The 18,199-nt window shown below is 69.0% G+C and carries 20 protein-coding genes and 2 pseudogenes; 11 read left to right on the top strand and 11 right to left on the bottom strand.

From position 1 onward, the window contains the following. Positions 1-280: 280 nt before the first annotated feature. The 3 genes from OHA65_RS00680 (at position 281) to OHA65_RS00670 (ending at position 1,295) form a co-directional block, all read left to right on the top strand. Positions 281-442 (top strand): hypothetical protein, encoded by a 162-nt coding sequence (locus tag OHA65_RS00680; RefSeq protein WP_327281087.1) that lies wholly within the window; start codon positions 281-283, stop codon positions 440-442. Between the two features lie 134 nt (positions 443-576). Further along, a complete protein-coding gene (locus OHA65_RS00675) occupies positions 577-1,008 on the top strand; it encodes an alcohol dehydrogenase catalytic domain-containing protein (RefSeq protein ID WP_327281086.1) in 432 nt (143 codons plus the stop codon). 32 nt (positions 1,009-1,040) lie between these two features. Beyond that, positions 1,041-1,295 carry a hypothetical protein gene (locus OHA65_RS00670; RefSeq protein WP_327281085.1) on the top strand — a complete coding sequence of 85 codons (255 nt, stop codon included), beginning with the start codon at positions 1,041-1,043 and terminating at the stop codon, positions 1,293-1,295. Positions 1,296-1,625: 330 nt separating this feature from the next. Here the strand turns inward: OHA65_RS00670 and OHA65_RS00665 are convergent. The 3 genes and pseudogenes from OHA65_RS00665 to OHA65_RS00655 form a co-directional block, all read right to left on the bottom strand. Next, positions 1,626-1,848 (bottom strand): annotated as a pseudogene (locus tag OHA65_RS00665) (transposase); the annotation flags it as partial. Between the two features lie 135 nt (positions 1,849-1,983). After that, positions 1,984-2,724, bottom strand: a complete 741-nt coding sequence (locus OHA65_RS00660) for a class I SAM-dependent methyltransferase (RefSeq protein WP_327281084.1) — start codon at positions 2,722-2,724, stop codon at positions 1,984-1,986. A gap of 62 nt (positions 2,725-2,786) precedes the next feature. Further along, positions 2,787-2,984 (bottom strand): hypothetical protein, encoded by a 198-nt coding sequence (locus OHA65_RS00655; RefSeq protein ID WP_405760686.1) that lies wholly within the window; start codon positions 2,982-2,984, stop codon positions 2,787-2,789. Between the two features lie 149 nt (positions 2,985-3,133). On the opposite strand from OHA65_RS00655, the gene OHA65_RS00650 reads away from it, so the two are divergent. The 3 genes from OHA65_RS00650 to OHA65_RS00640 all read left to right on the top strand — a co-directional run bounded on the left by OHA65_RS00650 (position 3,134) and on the right by OHA65_RS00640 (position 5,704). Continuing rightward, complete coding sequence (locus OHA65_RS00650) at positions 3,134-3,328, top strand: hypothetical protein (protein WP_327281082.1); 195 nt, start codon at positions 3,134-3,136, stop codon at positions 3,326-3,328. Continuing rightward, positions 3,328-3,513, top strand: coding sequence for a hypothetical protein (locus tag OHA65_RS00645; protein WP_327281081.1), 186 nt, complete (start codon positions 3,328-3,330; stop codon positions 3,511-3,513). The genes OHA65_RS00650 and OHA65_RS00645 overlap by 1 nt, the downstream gene beginning before the upstream one ends. Before the next feature lie 580 nt (positions 3,514-4,093). Then, positions 4,094-5,704, top strand: coding sequence for an alpha/beta hydrolase (locus tag OHA65_RS00640; protein ID WP_327281080.1), 1,611 nt, complete (start codon positions 4,094-4,096; stop codon positions 5,702-5,704). A 330-nt stretch (positions 5,705-6,034) separates the two neighbouring features. Here the strand turns inward: OHA65_RS00640 and OHA65_RS00635 are convergent. Next, positions 6,035-6,683, bottom strand: a pseudogene (locus OHA65_RS00635) (HNH endonuclease family protein); the annotation flags it as partial. Between the two features lie 706 nt (positions 6,684-7,389). Then, positions 7,390-8,073, bottom strand: coding sequence for a hypothetical protein (locus OHA65_RS00630; protein ID WP_405760682.1), 684 nt, complete (start codon positions 8,071-8,073; stop codon positions 7,390-7,392). Positions 8,074-8,382: 309 nt separating this feature from the next. On the opposite strand from OHA65_RS00630, the gene OHA65_RS00625 reads away from it, so the two are divergent. Beyond that, a complete protein-coding gene (locus OHA65_RS00625) occupies positions 8,383-8,895 on the top strand; it encodes a potassium channel family protein (RefSeq protein ID WP_405760679.1) in 513 nt (170 codons plus the stop codon). A 63-nt stretch (positions 8,896-8,958) separates the two neighbouring features. Here the strand turns inward: OHA65_RS00625 and OHA65_RS00620 are convergent, their stop codons facing one another. Then, entirely contained in the window at positions 8,959-10,287 is a 1,329-nt protein-coding gene (locus tag OHA65_RS00620) for a flavin monoamine oxidase family protein (protein WP_405760677.1), read from the bottom strand. Between the two features lie 176 nt (positions 10,288-10,463). After that, the gene (locus OHA65_RS00615; protein ID WP_327281074.1) at positions 10,464-10,727 is read right to left on the bottom strand and encodes a cupin domain-containing protein; all 264 of its coding nucleotides are present in this window, start codon (positions 10,725-10,727) and stop codon (positions 10,464-10,466) included. A gap of 674 nt (positions 10,728-11,401) precedes the next feature. Between OHA65_RS00615 and OHA65_RS00610 the strand changes: the two genes are divergently transcribed. Continuing rightward, positions 11,402-11,686: a hypothetical protein gene (locus OHA65_RS00610; protein ID WP_327281073.1), complete on the top strand. Its 285-nt coding sequence runs from the start codon at positions 11,402-11,404 to the stop codon at positions 11,684-11,686. Between the two features lie 421 nt (positions 11,687-12,107). Here the strand turns inward: OHA65_RS00610 and OHA65_RS00605 are convergent, their stop codons facing one another. Beyond that, positions 12,108-12,314 (bottom strand): hypothetical protein, encoded by a 207-nt coding sequence (locus OHA65_RS00605; protein ID WP_327281072.1) that lies wholly within the window; start codon positions 12,312-12,314, stop codon positions 12,108-12,110. 389 nt (positions 12,315-12,703) lie between these two features. Continuing rightward, positions 12,704-13,030, bottom strand: coding sequence for a helix-turn-helix domain-containing protein (locus OHA65_RS00600; RefSeq protein WP_327281071.1), 327 nt, complete (start codon positions 13,028-13,030; stop codon positions 12,704-12,706). Between the two features lie 125 nt (positions 13,031-13,155). Between OHA65_RS00600 and OHA65_RS00595 the strand changes: the two genes are divergently transcribed. Continuing rightward, the gene (locus OHA65_RS00595; RefSeq protein WP_327281070.1) at positions 13,156-13,509 is read left to right on the top strand and encodes an STAS domain-containing protein; all 354 of its coding nucleotides are present in this window, start codon (positions 13,156-13,158) and stop codon (positions 13,507-13,509) included. Positions 13,510-14,339: 830 nt separating this feature from the next. On the opposite strand, the gene OHA65_RS00590 is transcribed toward OHA65_RS00595, so the two are convergent. Together OHA65_RS00590 and OHA65_RS00585 are read right to left on the bottom strand one after the other, a co-directional pair. Next, positions 14,340-15,368 (bottom strand): glycosyl hydrolase family 18 protein, encoded by a 1,029-nt coding sequence (locus OHA65_RS00590; RefSeq protein ID WP_327281069.1) that lies wholly within the window; start codon positions 15,366-15,368, stop codon positions 14,340-14,342. Positions 15,369-16,323: 955 nt separating this feature from the next. Then, positions 16,324-17,238, bottom strand: a complete 915-nt coding sequence (locus OHA65_RS00585) for a LysR substrate-binding domain-containing protein (protein WP_327281068.1) — start codon at positions 17,236-17,238, stop codon at positions 16,324-16,326. Between the two features lie 79 nt (positions 17,239-17,317). Between OHA65_RS00585 and OHA65_RS00580 the strand changes: the two genes are divergently transcribed. Both OHA65_RS00580 and OHA65_RS00575 read left to right on the top strand, forming a co-directional pair. Then, positions 17,318-18,046 (top strand): SCO6745 family protein, encoded by a 729-nt coding sequence (locus OHA65_RS00580; protein ID WP_327281067.1) that lies wholly within the window; start codon positions 17,318-17,320, stop codon positions 18,044-18,046. Between the two features lie 4 nt (positions 18,047-18,050). Then, the gene (locus tag OHA65_RS00575) at positions 18,051-18,197 is read left to right on the top strand and encodes a hypothetical protein (protein WP_327281066.1); all 147 of its coding nucleotides are present in this window, start codon (positions 18,051-18,053) and stop codon (positions 18,195-18,197) included. Positions 18,198-18,199: the final 2 nt, after the last annotated feature.

Genomic DNA, 18,199 nt, shown 5'->3' with positions numbered 1-18,199 from the left:
GTCTCTCACCACTTTCCGTCAGGTCCGGCGTCCTGAGCCCGGACGAACACAACGATCATTTCGGTAATAGATATAAATGACGAGATTTATGTGCTGAACGGGTGAAGGAGGGAGGGGGGGCTGTCACGGTCACCGGGGGAGAGGCGGGCCGGTGGTGTGCGGGGCCGATCATGTTAGGGGCGGGCCATTGAGGCCGCAGTTCCTGCCCAAAGGCTGACTTTGGCCGGCCTGCGCCACGACCCCGTACTCAACGGCAGCCGAAACGGCCGGCCCCCTCAGAGTGACGAGGTTCTTCGGGATCAAGGGGAAGGCCGTCACGCACTACGTCGTCACCGCCCACCCGGAGAAGATCTTCAGGCTCCCGCGGCGACCGCGGCAGGTGGCCCACCGCCTGATCTGGCTCGCCGATGTCCACCGCGCGATCGGGCAGGAATCCGCCTGAGAGCCATCACGCAGGCCCAGCGTGACGTGGAATTACGAAGTCGCACTGGAGTATTGCTGTAGGTGGTGTCTTTCGGGTCAGGCCTGGGGTGAAACCGCTTTTCTCTCATGATCATCAAGCGCGGAACGTTCTGCATGACGACAGGAGCGGTCACACAGCAGACCATCGGCGGCTCCGACGTGCTGGAACTCGCCGAGACGCCCATTCCCTCACCGGGCCCTGGCGAGGTCCTGGTGCGCATGCGGGCCACCGGCATGAACCCTGCGGACTGGAAGGTCCGCATCGGCAAGGTGGACTTCTTCGGCCCGCCGCCGTTCGTGCTCGACCATGAGTTCAGCGGCGCGGTGGAGGGCACCGGCGAGGGCGTGACCCGCTTCGCGGTGGGCGAGGACGTCTACGGCTGGACCGTCCCGCCGCAGGGCAGCGACGCCGACCACGTGGTGGTGACGATCGCGCCCAAGCCGCGCACCCTGGACCACGTCGGCTCTGCGACGCTGCCGATCTCCGGTTTCACCGCCTGCCAGGCCCTGATCTCTCCGATGTACAGCCCGGCCAGCGGGTACTGATCCACGGCGCAGCCGGCGGCGTCGGCCGCGCCGTGCAGATCGCCAAGGCCCGGGGCGCGTACGCCATCGGCACGGCCCGCGCCGCCAAGCACGACTACCTGCGCGGACTCGGCGCCGACGAGCTGATCGACTGCACGGCGGAGGACTTCTCGGCCCTGCGCGGCATCGACGCGGTGCTGGATATCATCAGCAACAGCAACATTACGGCCCGCGTTCCCCGCCCACCCTCAAGCCCGGCGGCATCCTGGTCGACGTGGTCGGCGTCGGCGTGGACCGCACCGAGGTGACAGCCCGCGCCGACGAACTCGGCATCCGATTCGTGGAGTTCTTCCTGGCCCCCCGCCATGCCGACCGCCTTCGCCGAACTCGTCGACACCCACGGCCTACACCCCACGCTCGCCGAGACCCTCCCGCTCACCGAGGCCGCGTAGGCCCACGAGCTCAGCGAAACCGGCCGGGTCCAAGGCAAGATCCTCCTCGTGCCGTAATCCCGACGGCCTGGATCCATCAGGTCGAGGGGGTGGTGGCCAAGCCGGTTTCGCCGGGCCGGGTGCCCGGTCGTCCTACCTTGTCCACGGCGTCGGCCACGAGCCGCGGCCGGTAGGGCACGGGAAGGGCGCGGCGAAGACACCGGCGTCCCGCCAGACGCGGGAACGTCCATGGACGGTGGCCCAGGGGCCGAACTCGGCAGGCATCTCCCGCCACTGACTACTGGACCGGAGCCGCCAGATCCCCCCCGAACTGCTCCCGCAACCGCTCCGGGTACGGGCCGTACCTACCGATCGGCAGATACGGCTCGATGAACTTCCACTGAGTATGGGTGAGTTGCCTACGCGTCACGACCAAGTCATACAAGTCCTACCGGATTCCACCCCACGAAGAGCGGAGAACTCAGAAGCTGATCACGACATCACACAGGCCCTAGCCGGAGGCCTGGGCAAGCCTGGATGCCTTCACGACTCGGCGCGGCGGAACTTACGGTTTGTGGGTTACCCAGAGCAGTTCCGCCGGCCAGCGGTGTGCCCAGTCGGGTGGGTCGGTTTCGTTGTAGCCGTTGGGTGTTCCGAGTTCGGGCCGCGGCTCGATGAGGTCGTCGATGATGAGACCCGCGCCGCGCAGGACCTTGACCCAGTCGCCGTAGGTGAGCTGATAGCTGGTCGCGCCGTCGTCTTCGGCGATGGTGTTCAGCCCGAAGTAGTCCTGCTGCAGCGTCGTGGTTACGCGGCTGGCGGCTTCGTCGTAGCAGGCTTCGAACCATGGGCTGGCGACGTTGAACACCAGGCGCCCACCGCGGCGCAGGACGCGTGCGGCTTGCGGGACGGCCAGGTGCGGGGGTGCCCAGCTAAGCCCGCCGTAGTCACAGAACACCAGGTCGAAGCTGTCGGCGGCGAAGGGGAGTTGTTCGGCGGCGCCTTGCACCAGCGGGTAGCGGGCCGCTCCCATCGCACGAGCTGCCGCGGCGAGCTGGGCTTCGGACAGGTCGAGCCCGACCACGGTGGCGCCCTCAGCGGCGAGCGCCCTGGACCACTGGCCGGCGCCGCAGCCGAGTTCGAGGACGCGCTTGCCGGTGACGTCGCCCAGGGCGTGCAGGTGCGCGTCGGGGATGGCGTACGTGCCCCACAGCCGGGGCGTTGCGCCGATCTGCGGGTCGTGCTCGTGCTGGTAGGCGCTGCTGATCTGGTTCCAGAACCGCCGGTTGGCAGAAATGCTGTCCACGCGCCGACTCAAGCACTGCCTGCCGGGGGCGGTCAACACGATTATGCTGCGACCCGGAAGGTTCACCGGTTCACGGGTGTCCTGTCTGGCTGCCGATGCGATTGGGTGGGATCGATCGACCCGATCCGCTGGCAGATGCTCAGGTGGGTCAGCTCCAGCAGTTCCTCGATCCGCACGCCGGACAGCCGCAGGGTGTGCGCCACCGCCCACGTCCAGAACGCCTCAAGAGCGTCGAGGCGGTGCTGATCGACCATCTGCACGTGCGGGTGGCCGAGGGCCTGGACTTCTCTTCCACCAGCAGCCCGGCCCGTAGGCCGGCCAGCCTCGTCTGGAAGAACTGGAGACGGTCAACCCGGGCCAGGCCGACCTGCGACTCAGCCATGGGACGTATGAAGCGTGGAAGCAGCGGATGCGGGTGAAGGAGGACGGCAGCCCCCGGTTCGACTTCGACAATCTGCTGCTGCCCGTCAAGGCGTTCTACCTCGACCTGACCGCCTGGGCGGCCGCCGAGCCGGAGCGGTGGGCCCCATGGGCGGCGCCGTGTCCGGTGCCCCGGTCGGACCTGCGCGGCTACGGGAAACGGGCCCGCCGGCGCCGGAGCTGATGCACGACCGGGTCCGAGAGCTCCAGCCCCTGCTTGGGGTGCTGGTCGAGCACGTTGACGCCGAGCTGGCCAGGGCAGGGCAGCTGCTGGCCGCCGCCGCGGCAGCCGGGCGCGGCGAGACCTTCGAGCACGACGGCACCCTCTACACACGGGTGTGGACCCGCTATGACGACAACATGCTCTAGATGGGCGTGTCCACGGTACGGGTGAGCGCCGTCGGCGGCCGGCCGGTGAACCTGGTCGCCGCCGAAGAGGTTCGCCAGGCCGTAGCTGCGGACCAAGGAGACGATGTCGCGCCGGGTCCCGGTCATGGCCCGCCGCAGCGTCGCAGGGGTGTCAGCGGGAAAGTGCCCGACCTGGCACAGCCAGTCTCTCGGTGCTCACGCCGATCATCATGCCGCAGGGGCATCGACACAGGGTGACGATCGGCCGACGGCTCCTGCGAATACACGACTTGCGCCCCCGCAATCGGCTGAACCCGGTCAAGCGGTCAGCCGCGAACCCTGTCCACAAGATCCCTTGTCGCTAGTTGTCGTCGGTTGTCCTCCCTAAGGGGGAGGGGACTACGAGTGGACGGGCGGGTCCGTCCCGGAAGCCCCGGCGGATACGTGGATCTTGGGGATGAGTCTCGGCCACGTGTCCGGATTTCAGGTGGTACGTGCGGGGGACGGAAGATCGTTCTTGGGAGGGTTCCGGTCTGACCCGCTCCTCCAACACAGTCGAGGCACAAGCGATTTCACCCGACGAAGGAACGAAACCACGCGCATGAAACGTCTCGCACGGCTGCTCGCCACCTCCGGACTCCTCGCCGCCGCCCTTCCCGTGCTGGCGACGCCATCGGCCTCCGCCGCCCCGACCCCCGCGTACCTGCGACAGACGCCGGCCTGGCACCGCTGCAGCCCTGATCGGCCGGCGGCGTACGAGTGCGCCACCCTCAAGGTGCCGCTCGACTACCAGCGTCCCGAAGGGCGCACCCTGAACCTCGCCATATCCCGGATGAAGAGCGAGAACCCCGCCAAGCGGCGTGGCGTCCTCCTCCTCAACCCCGGCGGCCCCGGGACCTCGGGTCTCTACCGGCCGATGCGGACGAATGCCGAGATGCCCAAGGACGTCCGCGACCTCTACGACCTCGTCGGCTTCGACCCGCGCGGCGTCGGCGAGAGCAGCCCGATCGGCTGTGGTGATCTGAGCGAAGCGGAGGTGGGCGTCGGCGGGGCGTACCGGCCCGAGACCTTCGCCTCGGACGTGTCCTGGGCGCGCGGAATCGCCGACAAGTGCCGTGAGAAGTCGGGCGATGTGATTCCGTACATCACCACCCGCAACACGGCGCGCGACATGGACGTCATCCGCGCCGCACTAGGGGAGCGGACGGTCTCGTACCTGGGCTACTCGTACGGGACGTACCTCGGCGCGGTGTATTCCCAGATGTTCCCGGAGCGCACCGACCGGTTCGTCCTGGACAGCGGCGTGGACCCGGGGCGCGTCTGGCGCGGCATGATCCAGGCGTGGGGGACCGAAGCCGAGCCCGCCTTCGAGCGGTGGACGCGGTGGGCGGCGGAGCGCTCGGACACTTATGGGCTCGGCGCCACGCCCGAGGCGGTCTCGGCCACCTTCTGGGCGCTGGTGGCGCGGGCCGACCGGGACCCGATCATCCACTACGGGGAGAAGATGACGGGTGACGACATCAGGGCCGACCCGTCGCTCTTCTTCGATCCCCACAGTGCCTCGGTCGTCGTCAAGTCCATCAAGGCATCGGCTGACAAGGCGCCCCAGCCGCCGGGTGGCACCGCTCCGGGCGCGAGCGGGAAGGGCGCCGACAGGAAGGGGCCCGGCGCGCAGTCACCGCTCGGCGGCGTCCGGGCCGCCGGCCCGGGCGTCGACGCGGGAGGGGCGTCGGAAGGTCCGGACGCCATTCCCGCCAGCAACGCCACCGCCGTGTACTGGGCCGTGGTGTGCGGAGACACGGACAGCTGGCCCCGCGATCCGGAGCAGTACGCGCGGGACGCGGCGCGGGACAAGGTGAAGCACCCGCTGTACGGGGACTTCGCGTCGAACATCAAACCGTGCGCCTTCTGGCAGCGGCCGCTGGAGCCCGCCACGCCCATGAAGACCCGGGCCGATGTCCTGACCGTGCAGAACGAGTGGGATCCGATGACCCCGCTCGGCACCGGCCAGGGGCTGCACCAGGCGCTCAAGGGGTCGCGGATGGTGCTGGCGCTGGGGGGGCAGGGGCATGGTGTGTATCTCTCCAACCCCACGGCCTGCGCCAACATACCCGTCAACGCGTACCTGTCGACGGGACGGCTGCCCGCGAAGGACGTGACCTGCCACAACCCGCCGCCCACCCCGGATCCGGAGGGTGCCGGAGCCCGCTGACGGCAGGGCCCGGCCGCCCGGCCCCGCTGCAATCGGCTGAACCCGGTCAAGCGGTCAGCCGCGAACCCTGTCCACAAGATGCCCTCCACGCTGGACACGTCGGGCCAGGACTCCGGCCACTCCCTCGCCTCCGCCAGGTCGGTGGTCATGGGGAAAAGCGTCCACAGAGCGGTCAGGGCGTGATCGGTGAACAGCTTCTCCAGTCACGCAACTCCGACAGCCCCGCCGACCACACCCGGGCATCCGCCCGAACCCACTCCCACCCCATGTCCACCACAACGTCATAACTGCCCAATAGCCACCCAAGAACCGTTGCAGAACTAGGCCGAGGAGGGCCTGACGCTCGTTCTCATCGGCGGCCAGGTCCCACCGCAGCTTGGTTCCGACCCAGGTCGCGGCGTAGGTGCAGTGGTAGGAGCCGTCCGAGGGCAGCCACTGCGCCGGGTCCTTGTCGGCTTTGCTCCTGTTCGATGCGGCGGACACCGCGATCAGCGTGACCGGCGACGCCTGGTCGTTCGCATACGCCTCCCGCCGCGCCGCTGACCACGGCACCTGCTCCGAGTCGCATACCTCCGCCAGCGGCACGAAGTGGTCCACATCGAGGCGGCCCGCGTCCGTCACCACCACGTCGTCGTAGGCGCTGCGCCAGGAGCCGCCCGTCAGCTTGCAGCCGGCCGCGACCTGCGGCGCCACGACGGCTTCGGAGAGGATGACCTCCTTGCGGGTATCGCAGCCGTCCCCGGCGTTGCGACCCTTGTTCCAGTGCTTGTACAGGTCTCGCTTGTAGCCCTCACGGTGCTCTGCCGCCCGGCAGGCGGTCGATCGCCTCGAACAGCGGAAGGGGAGCAGGCGCTCCGGCCGGCCCGGTTGCCCTTGTGCCGGTGCGGGTCATCGTGTCGGTGGGGGCGGAGTGCGCGGCCGGGGCCGCGGTGAAGAGGGACAGGGTGCAGAGGGTGAGCGCGGGCAGGCCGCGCAGCATCAGATTCTTGATCACATAGACCGGTGTAGTAGTCCGGGATGTATCCCGGACAGGCCGGCAGCTGCCAACTCACCCGTGCGGGTGGTCCGTTTCACCGCAGACACCTCACGAAGCCAGGCGGCAAGTTGACAACCTCGGCGGTGGCGTTGGGGCCGGGGTCGACTCGCAGCTCGTGGGACGGTTCAATGCGTGGGTGGTGAACTGGGCGCAGATGTACGACTGCAGCTTGGATGTGGACCATGTACCCGAGCTTCTGGCTTTGGTGGAGCGTGAGGACGACGCCGAAGCGTGGACGGAGCTGGGGTACCGGCTGATCCCTGAGCGTGACCTCTTGTCGCCCGCCAGCATCGCAACCCTGCCCGGGCTGGTGCGACTCGCCGCAGGGATCAGGGAGGCACGACACCTGGCTGGTGACTGTGGTGGGCGGTGCCTGGCCGGTGTCCAGGTGCTGGCGCACAAGGTGGAAGCAGGGCTGCCACGTCACCGGCCACACCAGGCACCAGGACGGGTCGATCTCCTCCAGCGGCTCACGTCGCGCCCGCGTCATCGCCCCGGCGGACGATTCCACCGGCAGCCCTGTGGCACGCCGCTGCTCGATGTCCTGTGCCTTCCGCGCGGCGGCCCGCGCGCTTTTCAGCTCCGGCACAGCAGGAGGAGGGGCCGCCGACCGTAAAGGGGTGGCAGCCCCCTTGTGCGTGATCCGGCATCAACGCGCGGTGGTCAGGGCTGTGGGGGCCAGTACCCACAGCAGTGCCCTGCCGGTGAGGGGTGTGGTGGCGATGAGGGTCAAGTAGACCTCGATGAGGGAGCCGTCGCCGGTGAGGACGTTGAGGTCGTCGGTCCATCGGGAGAGGAGGTAGATGACGGCGTCGACGATGAGCCAAGAGGCGAGGTTGGCTCCGATCCACCATTTCCAGCGGGTGGTCACTTTGCGGAGGACCAGTGACTGCGAGAGGCCGAGCAGGGGTCCCAGGGCCAGGCTCTGGCTGGCGGCCAGCAGGTAGGCCGTGGAGACCGTTTGGTGGGAGTCCTGCGCGCTGATCACGGCGGGCATGATCACCAGCAGCCATGCGAGCAGTGCCGGACCGACGTTGGAGGTGATCCATACCTTGCGGGGGATGGGGACCCGTTCCTTGACGACCAGCCATTGCAGTGCTCCCAGGACTCCGCCGAACAGTGCGGCCCCCAGGGTCGCGATCAGGAGCGCGAGGATCACGTTGTGGCTGGCCAGATTCATGTGGAGGACGTCGTTGCCCAGCAGGATCAGCAGGAACCCGACGGCCAGAACGGTGATGAACGCGAGCGTGTTGTAGGCGATCCACCGCCGGTACAGGCGGGCGTCCCACCCGCTGCTCAAGGCGGGTTCGTGGCCGGAGCCGGAAGCGGTCATCACCACTCCTCGCGGGGGTATGCGACTGCGCGTGCCGTTGTGGTGATCGTACGCGCGCCGCCCCGGACCTGGTTTGCGGCGCCGTGCGCCCCTTGCAGATTCAGCTCCCGACCACCCTTGTGGTCCCTCCAACTTGTTGCGGCAATGACATCGCGGACGCGCGAGCGGCCAAGTCGGTGACCTCTTGGTGTGTCTGCCGCGCATTGCCCGTCTCTCCGGGGAGGTTGGGTCCAGGGCATGCGCCGCGGTGGGGATGGAGTCGTGAACGGTAACTCGGGTCGTCACAGTCGGCAGGTACTGTTCGCCTCGGTGCGTTCGCTGGTGACGGCAACGCTCCTGGTGGCCGCCTACTACCTGCTGCCCATGGATTCGGCGTTCACGGCCACCACCGTCCTCGCGCTCCTCGGTGGCATCGCGGCTGTGGCAGGGCTCCTGGCCTGGCAGATCTACCAGATCACACTCGCTCCGCGGCCCGGGCTGAGGGCCATGGAGGCCATGGCGATCACCGTGCCGCTGTTCATCCTGCTCTACGCCGCAGCCTGCTTCCTGCTGGAACACAGCGCGCCGGGCAGCTTCAGCGAACCCCTCTCGCGCACCGACGGGCTGTACTTCGCGATGACCGTGTTCAGCACGGTCGGGTTCGGCGACATCACCGCGCGCAGTGAGAGCGCCCGGCTGCTGACCACGGGGCAGATCACACTGAACCTACTCCTGCTCGGTGTCGCGGCCCGGCTCCTGGCCAACGCGGTCCAGCGAGGCCGCCAGCGCCGTGACCAGCCCGCCGGTCCCGGCGGGCGCGGCAGCACGCCGCCCGGACCGTGACTCCCTCTCGGGCCGGGGAGGCGCGGCCCAGGTCCGAGGGTCAGGGTCCAGCGGCGGTCTGGCCTACCGGCTGCCGTTGTTCAGGTACTCGTCGATGTGGCGGGCGGTGTGGTAGCCGCTCTGGATCGCCCCGTCGATGAAGGAGCGCCATCCGATGGCCGAGTCGGCGCCGGCGAAGAACAGCCGCCCTTCGGTGGTGCGCAGGTCGGGCAGGATGCTGGCGAGCTGTCCGGGCCGGTAGATGCACCAGGTGCCCAGGGAGAGCGGGTCGTTGGACCAGTCCCATCCGACGATGGATTCGACCTCGACGCCGGGCAGCAGGGGTTGCAGGGCTTCCTGCATGCCGGCGGTGTCGTCGAAGGCGGTCATGGGCAGGCGGTCGGGGTTGCTGGAGAACGCGATCACCCAGGTGCTTTCCGAGCCCTGGGCGTAGGTGACCGCCCAGTTGACGGCGTAGGCCTCGGAGGCGAGCACGCTCACGTTGCCGATGTCGCCCTTGACCTTGACGAAGGTCTTGCGGCCGGCGCCGGCGTGCCGCTCGTCAGCGGCCCTGCGCTTGGTGTCGGACAGGCGGGGCTCGAACTCCACGTTGTTGAGGACGTTCATGGGCAGTGCGATCACTGCTGTGGGTGCGGTGATGGTGTCGCCGTCTGCGAGTTCGACGCGTACTTCGCCGTCGCTCTGGACGACTCGCGTGACGTGTGAGTTGAGGCGGATGTCGGTGAGCGTGGCGTGCCCGGCGATGCCGTCGATCAGCTCGCGTGTGCCCTTCACGAGCTTCGTCGCCGTCAGGGCGGCCGATGCCTGCTCGGCGCTCCAGCTCGACAGGGCGTAGGTGCGGACGTATTCGGTGACGGCGGACTTGTCGAGGGGGCCCAGCGCGACCGCGCAGCACATCGATTCCAGCCAGTCGTACAGCACCGGGTCGGCCTTCACCGTCTCCAGCTGCTCGCGGAACGACCGGTCGCCGATACCTTCCGGGTCCGGGCCCCACGCCTCCGTGTACGGTTCCGGGAACAGGGTTTTGCCCGGCGAGCAGAACTGGTCGAGCAGCTCCATGGCGCGTGCGACGTCGTCGTCGGAGAGGTCCACGACACGTCCGCCGGAGACGACGGCCTGCCGCAGCCCTTCCATGACCGGCAGCGGCTCGGTTTCGATGCCGTAGCGCTGGATCTCCGCCCACACGTTCGGCTGCAGCGGATGCACCCAGGTGCCACCGAACTCCATCGCGTGCCCGTCATGGTCCACGGTGTAGGTCCGGCCACCCAGCCGGTCACGCGCCTCGACCAGCACCGCGCGGCGTCCGCGCATCGTCAGCTCGCGCGCGGCCGTGACACCGGCGAACCCCCCACCGATGATCACAGCGTCCGGACGAGATTCTGCCTTGCTCACTACTGGATCCCTTCGGTCTTCCGGTGCGAGGCGCAGGCGGTCGTCCGTCGTTGGTCGGTGACGGCTGCTGCGCGCCCCTTTTCCGGATTGGTGCTGTCGGCCTGGGTGTCCGGGCCGTCTGGTTGCCGTGGCGGTTCGGTCGGCGCCAACAGCGCCGGCCATTGCCGCGGATGTGGTCAGGCGATGACGAAGAACTTCACGAACGGCGACCGGGTGCGCCATGTCGCGCTGAACCCGTCCGGGAAGGAGTAGATGCCCCCGGCGATGAGGTTGATCTTCTTGCCGTCGGGCGTCTCCAGCTCCGCTTCACCCTGCGGGACGTGGAAGGTGTCGGAACCCGTGACGTTGTAGGGGATCTCCGCGCCGATCTCGGGGTCGGTCCTCCACAGCCCCGCCATCAGCCCGCCTTCCTTCTGCACCAGGAAATGGACCTGACCCATCTCCCGGCCCTCCTCGACGAACGGCTCCCAGGAATCCGTTGTGATGGACGAGGCCGAAACACCAGGAAAATCCGCCATATCACCCACCAAAGGGAGATGAACTGCCGACCGCAGCAGCAGACCAGACATCACAGCCGCTGCCGATGAGGCTGGCGGGGACGATCCCTCCGATGCCGGTACCGCACTGGCCAAGGCGCCATCGCTTGTGAACCAGAGGTTCCACGGTGGTGCATAAAGGTCATCGAACATGCCGCCGATATGGGGTCGGTGGGAATCCGCTCTGCCAGGAGCGCCGGGGGCCCGGCTTGTGGAGTCGCAGGAGAAGCCGGCCCACCCCGGAGCCTGACTCGGCAGGGCCCTCTGGCCGTATTCACGCGCCATGCATGCTTGGCCGGGGGAGGCTGTCGGGTGCCAGGCGCGGAGCGGCGGTCAAGGAGGCCGTCCCCGAGTGGTTCTCACCCCGCCGTTCGAGCCGATGCTCGCCCAGGCCGCCGAGTACGTTCCCGGCTCCGGCGCCCTGGCGAGCGGCTTCGCGGCGGAGCAGAAGTTCGACGGTCACCGTGCGACACCACCGAAGCGATCATCGGCGCCATCACCGGCACCCTCACCCGCCGCAACTCCTTATCCTCGGCCGCCACGACCTGACCGGCCGCCTCCGTCCCATCGGCCGCACGGTGCCGCTGCGCCCCGACGCCGCCCGCCAGCTCGCCGAGTACCTGACCCCCGCCGGCTCCGGCCACCCCTGGACCGGCGCGAGGTTCTCCTCGGCATGGGGCACCCGCGACGTCCTGGACACCACCTTCGTCCAGCCTGGTCTCGTCGCGGAGATCAGCGCCGACACCTCCGTCGATTGGGGCGGCGTTTACCGGCATCCGATTCGGTACGTGGGCCTGCTCCTGGACGCGTCCGTCGATGACGTGCCCCGGTTCGGCGAGGGGCCGGCCGCAGGCGCGGGGTGACCGACGACGGCGTCCCTGCCTCGTCGGTCGCGGTCCCCTGTCGTCTCTACTGCGGGAGAGGCGGCGATCGTGCCGGTCAGAGTGCGTCGGTCGGGAAGGTCGGAGCCTATTGACAGCCCTGCCTGAATTCCTGGTCGCCCAGTCCGCGACCGTCCGCGCCCTCGGCGGCCCGGGTATCCGCACTTCACCACACTCAAGACCGCCCAGACTCTCCCGTGGGGAGCGATCCGAGCTCAGGGACCCGAAGGTGTCGAGGTCCGCTACCTCATTCGTACCCGCGGGGATGTGACAGGGAATCCGGAATTCGACTGACCGTCGGGGTGCAGTGACGGACGGGTGGGCCTTTCGGTTCGGGGGAAGGGCCTGCGCGTGACCACCGTTGGGGCGCACACGGAGGGGCACGGAACGGGCGTCCGCCTGATCACGTACACGCTGAAGAGTGCGTCGCACTGTGGGCGGGGAGCGCGACGGTTGCGGCGCGGGTGCCGTCCCCGCAGGGCTCCAGGGGGTGGGCGGCGGGGTTCCAGTGGTTGAAGTCTCCGACGACGCTGACAGGGCCGTCCGGAGTGTCCTCGGGCAGGATGGAAGTGACCTTCGTGCGGCCCTTGAGCCGCTTGCGTTCGAGCACGTTGATCTCCAGCTGTGAAGAGTGGGAAGCGGGCCGGTGCATCCTCGCCCGCGCCCGAGCCGGCAGCAGTGGGACGGGCCGCGTGCCGCGGGCAGTCCCCCGACCGGCAGCGTGAACATGGGCGGGAGGCTGTTCCTGAAGGCGGTGCGGGCTGCAGGCGCACGGGGGTTGAGAAGGGACCCGGCATCCGTGGCGGGGCCCGGCGGGGGTGGCTTCATCGGCCGGCCGAGCCCCGCGTGCGTGGACCTCTCGTCGCTCTGCCACCGTGCCACGCGCGAGTCCGCACCGCCCGCTGTGAGGCGGAGGCGTAGGCCGGTCGGGGGTCCGTCGCACGCTCCCGCCGTACCTGTGGCCGGCGCCGTTCGGACCCGGGGCTGCCGTGATGCCGGTCAGCCCTGCTGTGGTGTCCGGGGCGTTGGCGGGTCGTCGGCGAAGAGGGAGAGGAGACCCGCGATGTCGCGGCCCGCTTCGGCGGGGTGGCGGAACTGGGCCCCGGGGCTGATGCGGTAGTGGTTGCGGCGCCCGTGGCGTACCCGGGTGAGGTATCCCTCCTGCTCCAGGTCCGCGACGATCGCTTGGACGGTCCGTTCGGTGAGCACGCAGGTCTCGGCGACCTCCCGCAGGCGTATTTCGGGGTCGCGTGCGAGGGCGAGCAGGACACGGGCGTGGCTGGTCAGGAACGTCCACGACCCGCCGGGAAGTCCTTCGGCACTCATGTCTTCAGGATGCGCCCGTTTTGTATATACGTCCTGTTTTTCGCGTATTTCTTGACGTATGTCGGATGAGTGTTGACGATGCTGGTGGAAGCAGAAACGGCTCCCGAACGTGTGGGGAGGCAGCGATGACCGCGATCGTGCAGGACGAGCGCGTCGACATTCCGGAAGTCGCCGGCCTGGAGGTGGGGGTGGCCCCGGGCCCGCGGCCGGGGACGGTCCAGGTAGTGGTGAGCGGCGAGATCGACTTCGACAATGCCATGTTCCTCCGCGAGGCCCTGCTGGCCGCCCTCTTCTCCCACCGGGCCACCCTCCTCGTGGACCTGGAGCGGGTGACCTTCTGTGACTGTGCTGGCCTCAACACCCTCTTGACCGCCCGCCACGCGGCCCTGCAGGCCGGACGCAGCCTGCACATCACAGCCGCCGGCCGCCGGGTCGAGCGGCTCCTGAACCTCACCGACACCCGCGCCCTCTTCACCTGAACACCTGAACACCTGCGCTCGAAAGCAGGTGATCCCCATGGCTGCGCCCGTCCCCTCACACTGGGTCGCGAAGTCCACCACGGCCTCCCCGAGCCCGCCGCCACACCTGTGCTGTCGGATCGGGCAGTCCGGTGGGTGGTGGGCACACTGATGGCGACGACCCGGCCACGGCCCGCGAGGCTGGCACATCCTGTCCGCCGCGGCCGCAGGAGCCGGCCTGCCCGAAACCGTCCTCGCCGCCGCAGCACTCGACGCCTCCCGCGGCAAACCGGTCCCGGCCCGCACCGGACGGGCGCTGCGACAGGCCGTCCACACGGCAACGCTCGAAAGCGGTCCGCCTGTGCCGTCGGGCCGGGGCAGGCTGAGCTCGATCGTGCCATCGGGACGGCGTTCGAGTGCGTACCGGCCCGGTGGGACCGTCCGCTGCTCGGGGCGCTGCCGTGTCTGGCGCGCCTGGAGCCACGCGGTGAGGGATTGCAGCACGGCGGAGGTGAGGGTGACCATGGCGACTGATGCCCAGGTTTCCGTACGTGCGGCCGTCGTCAGCGCGGTACGGCCGCTCGCGGATGCTGTCGGGCGGGAGCGCCTCGCAGAGTTCGAGGAACTCGCGAGCACAGCCCTTCGACGTCGATGGCCGGCCCTACGGCCGGGGACGGGCTGTCGGACGGTGAGTCGGTAGGAGGCGCCGCCGACCGGACCCGCCCGCCGAAGCGCAAGGACCCGCGATCCCTGCCCGAGCTGTGCGACGGCTGGCGGAAGTCGGGGTCGGGGCCTACGGCGCCGACGTCATCGACCGGCTGGCGGAGAGGGCTCGGACCGCGGCCGCAGGTTCAGGGGGTGTTGGCGGTGAAGGAGTGGCGTACCGCGCAGTACCAGTTGGCGGGGCCGGTGGGGCATCCGGGTTCGTTGACGTCGGCGGAGAGCGCGTATTCCCAGCCGGCTGCGCCGGCGAACGCGGGGTACTTGGTGGCGAGGGTGCGCAGGGTGGTCTGGAGGGTGGGCATGGGGACGTAGCCTGCGCAGTTGAGGTCGGAGTTGGTGATGGCGGCGGCGACGACCTTGGATGCGGGGAAGTTGTTCTGGATGATCGCGTCGTAGTCGCTGGTGTCGGTGAGGCTGCCGTTGTCGCAGTAGAACTGGGCGTTGTACCAGTTGATTTTGGTGCCGACGGTGTTTTCGAGGGTGCGGTAGTCGAGCTGCGGCAGATTGCCGCCGTTGTCGTCCGCCAGGCTGTGGGGGGAGGGGGCGAGGGTGATGAGGAAGCTCGGTCCGAAGTCGGTGCGCAGCTGGTTGATCAGCCGTTCTGCGGTGGCCTCGGTGAAGGGTTCTTCGACGTCGAGGTCGATGCCGTCCAGCTTGTAGTTCCTCAGCGCGTCGCGGATGGGCGGGTAGTACATGCCGAAGTTCTGGTCGAGTCGGGTGTAGGTGCCGGGCGCGGCGCCTCCGAGGAGTGCGGTGGCCTTGAGGCCCTTGGCCTGGAGCGCGGCGACGTCGCGCCACATGGGGGCGTACTTGGCGGCGGAGGGGGCGTCGCTGTTGAGGGTGAGGATGGGGTACTGCGCGGGATCGTTGAGGTGGAACGCGGCGACCTCGACCACGTCGGCCTGCCCTGCGAGAGGGGCGGGGGAGACGTAGGCCTGGCCGGGGTCGCCCGTCGTGGTGCCGGTCTGGTAGAACGCGACCACGTGGCGGGTTGCCGACGGGGCCGGGGTCAGCGGCAGGCTGCCCTGCGTGATGGTGTGGCCGGTGCCGACGGTGTTGTTGTTCCCGACGAGGAGGTCCCGGCCGGCGATGTTGTTGTTGTCGCCCTTGTTCACGATCAGGACGGAACCGTTGGGGCCCGGGTCGTCTGCTGCCACTGCGCTGGCGGAGCCGACACCCAGGAGTACAAGCGCTGCCAGTCCAGCCGCAGCACGTCGCCCGATCCGCTTCATCGCTACCAAACCCTTCGGCGAAGATGTTCTCGATTCGGGAGATTCTGATCGCAGGGGGTGCGCAGGAGCTGCACGACGCACGTTCGCTCACTTTCATGCCGGAAAACCACCGATATCAGGCGTAATAAGCCGTTCATCACCACACCGTCACGCAGGCTTCGCTCCTGCCTCCCGAGGCCCATTCGCGGCCCCTGCGGCACTTGTTCAGCCGCATGCTCGTCCAGCTCCGCCACTCCCTCAAGAACCGGGTGACCTTCGACTCCTCACACCGCCTCCGGACCGGCCGACTTGACGGCTTAACTGCATGAGGTGTCTTTCCATGCGACAGCCGAGGGGAGAGGTTTGCTTAGGGTCCGGGGGCCGGCGTCGGCGGTGCACTGCCGATACATCGGTGAGTGGGCGGCGACGAAGCACCGGTGGGGTCCGGCGGTGGACCGGGCCGAGCGGGAGACGCTGCTGGGGTACGCGGCCGGCTGCCCGAACACGAACCTCGCTTTCGAGCGGGCCAGCCGATACGCCCCTGCGTAGGAAACCGCGGCGCCCGTACCTGGGCACCCTCGTCAACTGAGACCCGCCCGGAAACGGGGTGGAATAGGGCTCCTGGGAGCCGGCCGTAACTGAAGGGCTGCTCCCGGCCCCCATGGCGCTGCCGACCGCGGGCAGGTCCGGCAGCCGCCACACGTCGCCGGTCACCGTCCCGGTCGGCAGCCCCAGCGGACGGGTGGCCAGGACATCGGCAGGTGTATGTGCTGGGGGCTTGGCTGCTCGCTCGACCGGGTGGACCCGGCACGAAGTCCCGTGTGGGCGCGCGGAGCGGCCTACCTGCTGATCTTGTTCTCCCCGTACGGGGGGGGGCGGACCCGGCTGGGAACCTGCCCTACTAGGCCAGGGGGAGGGGAGTGGTGCGACCCTGCCGCGCCGCTGTGCGCAGCGCTGCGATGACGGCCGTGGTCGTCGGGTTCGCGGTCTGGGTGTGACGGGTCGCGGCGAACAGGAGGCGCATGATCGGGTGGTCCTCGATGGGTGTTGTGCGGATTCCTGGTGTGGTCGGGTCGATGGCCGTTCGGGGGATGAGTGCGGTGGCGAGGCCGGCCCGTGCGAGGGTGAGCTGGGCGGCGATGTCAGCGGTGATGTAGCGCGTTGTGGGGGTGAAGCCGGCTTGGTGGCAGGCATGCAGGATGGCCTGTCCGCAGTCCGTGGTCGGCGGCGGCACGGCGAGAGTGTGCGTGGCCAGTTCCCGCAGGCCGACGGGCCGCTCTTCGGCTTGGTCGGCCGCGGTGACGACGAGCAGCGGATCGTCGAGCAGCGGTGAGACCTCGATGCCGGGTGTCGCGTCGGGTAGGTGGTGATAGCGCTGTCCCAGCACGACGTCGACGGTGCCGAGCGTGAGTTCCCGCAGTTGCGCCTGGTCGGTGACGAGGCAGGTCACGGTGAGCTGCGGCTGTTGTGAGCCCAGTGCGGTGAGCGCGGGGGCCACGATCCTGGCGACGGTGGAGGGCAATGCGGCGAGCGTGGCGGTGGCGCCGACCGTGCCCTTGACCGCTGCGATGGCGGACTCGGCTTCCTCTACGGCGGCGAGGATCCGGTCGGCGTGTTCGAGGAGCACGTGGCCCGCCTCCGTCAGTGCCACGGTTCGTCCGTCGGGGCGCAGCAGGTCGACCCCCACGTCGTGCCGCAGCGCGGACAGCTGCTGGGACACGGCACCGGCGGACAGCGCCAGTGACTGGGCGGCCGCGGCAATCGAGCCGCGGGCGGCAACGGTCTTGAGCATGTACAGACGGCGGATATCCAGCATGACTCGATAGATTAGCTAAAGGGTTCCATCAGAAATCATCCCCTTGACCTGCCGGGTCGGTGTGGGTGACCTTCAGCGCATGGAAATCCTCGACTGCATCTCCGTGGTTGCCCGTCCCATGCACGATTTCGGTGACGAGTTCATGTCCGACGAGGCGACCGCCGCCATCGGTCTCGGTGCCGGGTTCGCCCCGGGGCGCGGCTTCTACTGCCGCGGACGGTTCGGGGTGCTCGGCGAGGCACCGGCCTCGGTGGTCCAAGCGGTACAGGGCTTCCTCGGCCCCCACCTCGCTGCCGCGGGCTGGCTGGCGGGACGGCCCGTGATGCCGGCGGAGGAGGCCGCCGCCTGCTATGCGCAGGCCGTCCGGACGTGGGGCCGCGCCCACATCCCCGGCGACGTCGACGTGGAGCACTTCAATCACCTGGCACAGCAGCTGATCGACGGCGCCGACGCCGACGCCCTTCCCCTGTTCGCCGGCTGGCGCGCGCAAGCCTGCCCCGGCAACGACCCGGTGGGCGCGGCCATGCAGCGCATACACGTACTCCGGGAACACCGTGGCGCCTGCCATCTTGCGGCAGTGCGCCTGTGCGGGCTGAGCGCCCAAGAAGCCATGGTCATCAATCTCGGCGTCGAACAGGCAACCCACTACGGCTGGCAAGAGCCACACCCCGTAGCCGCAACACAGGTCCCCCGACGGCAACGTGCCGAGCAACTCACCGACGAGATGCAGGCGCCGCTCTACGCCACACTGACCGATCGGCAACGTACCGAGTTCGCCCAGCTCGTCAACGCGTTGACCGCCCACTGATTTCGTGACCGCTTCACTGAGGCGGCTTGAGTGCCCTTTGAGCCACCGGGCCGGAGCGGCCGCGCTCGGCGATTCGGTGCTGTTCCTGGACTGCCACGGCGACGCACGCGGCTACCAACGCCACGACTACACCGCGTCCCCGACCGTCTGACC

The sequence above is a fragment of the Streptomyces sp. NBC_00045 genome (genome assembly GCF_045041095.1).
Classification (GTDB): domain Bacteria; phylum Actinomycetota; class Actinomycetes; order Streptomycetales; family Streptomycetaceae; genus Streptomyces.
This window is presented reverse-complemented; position numbering and strand designations above follow the sequence as displayed.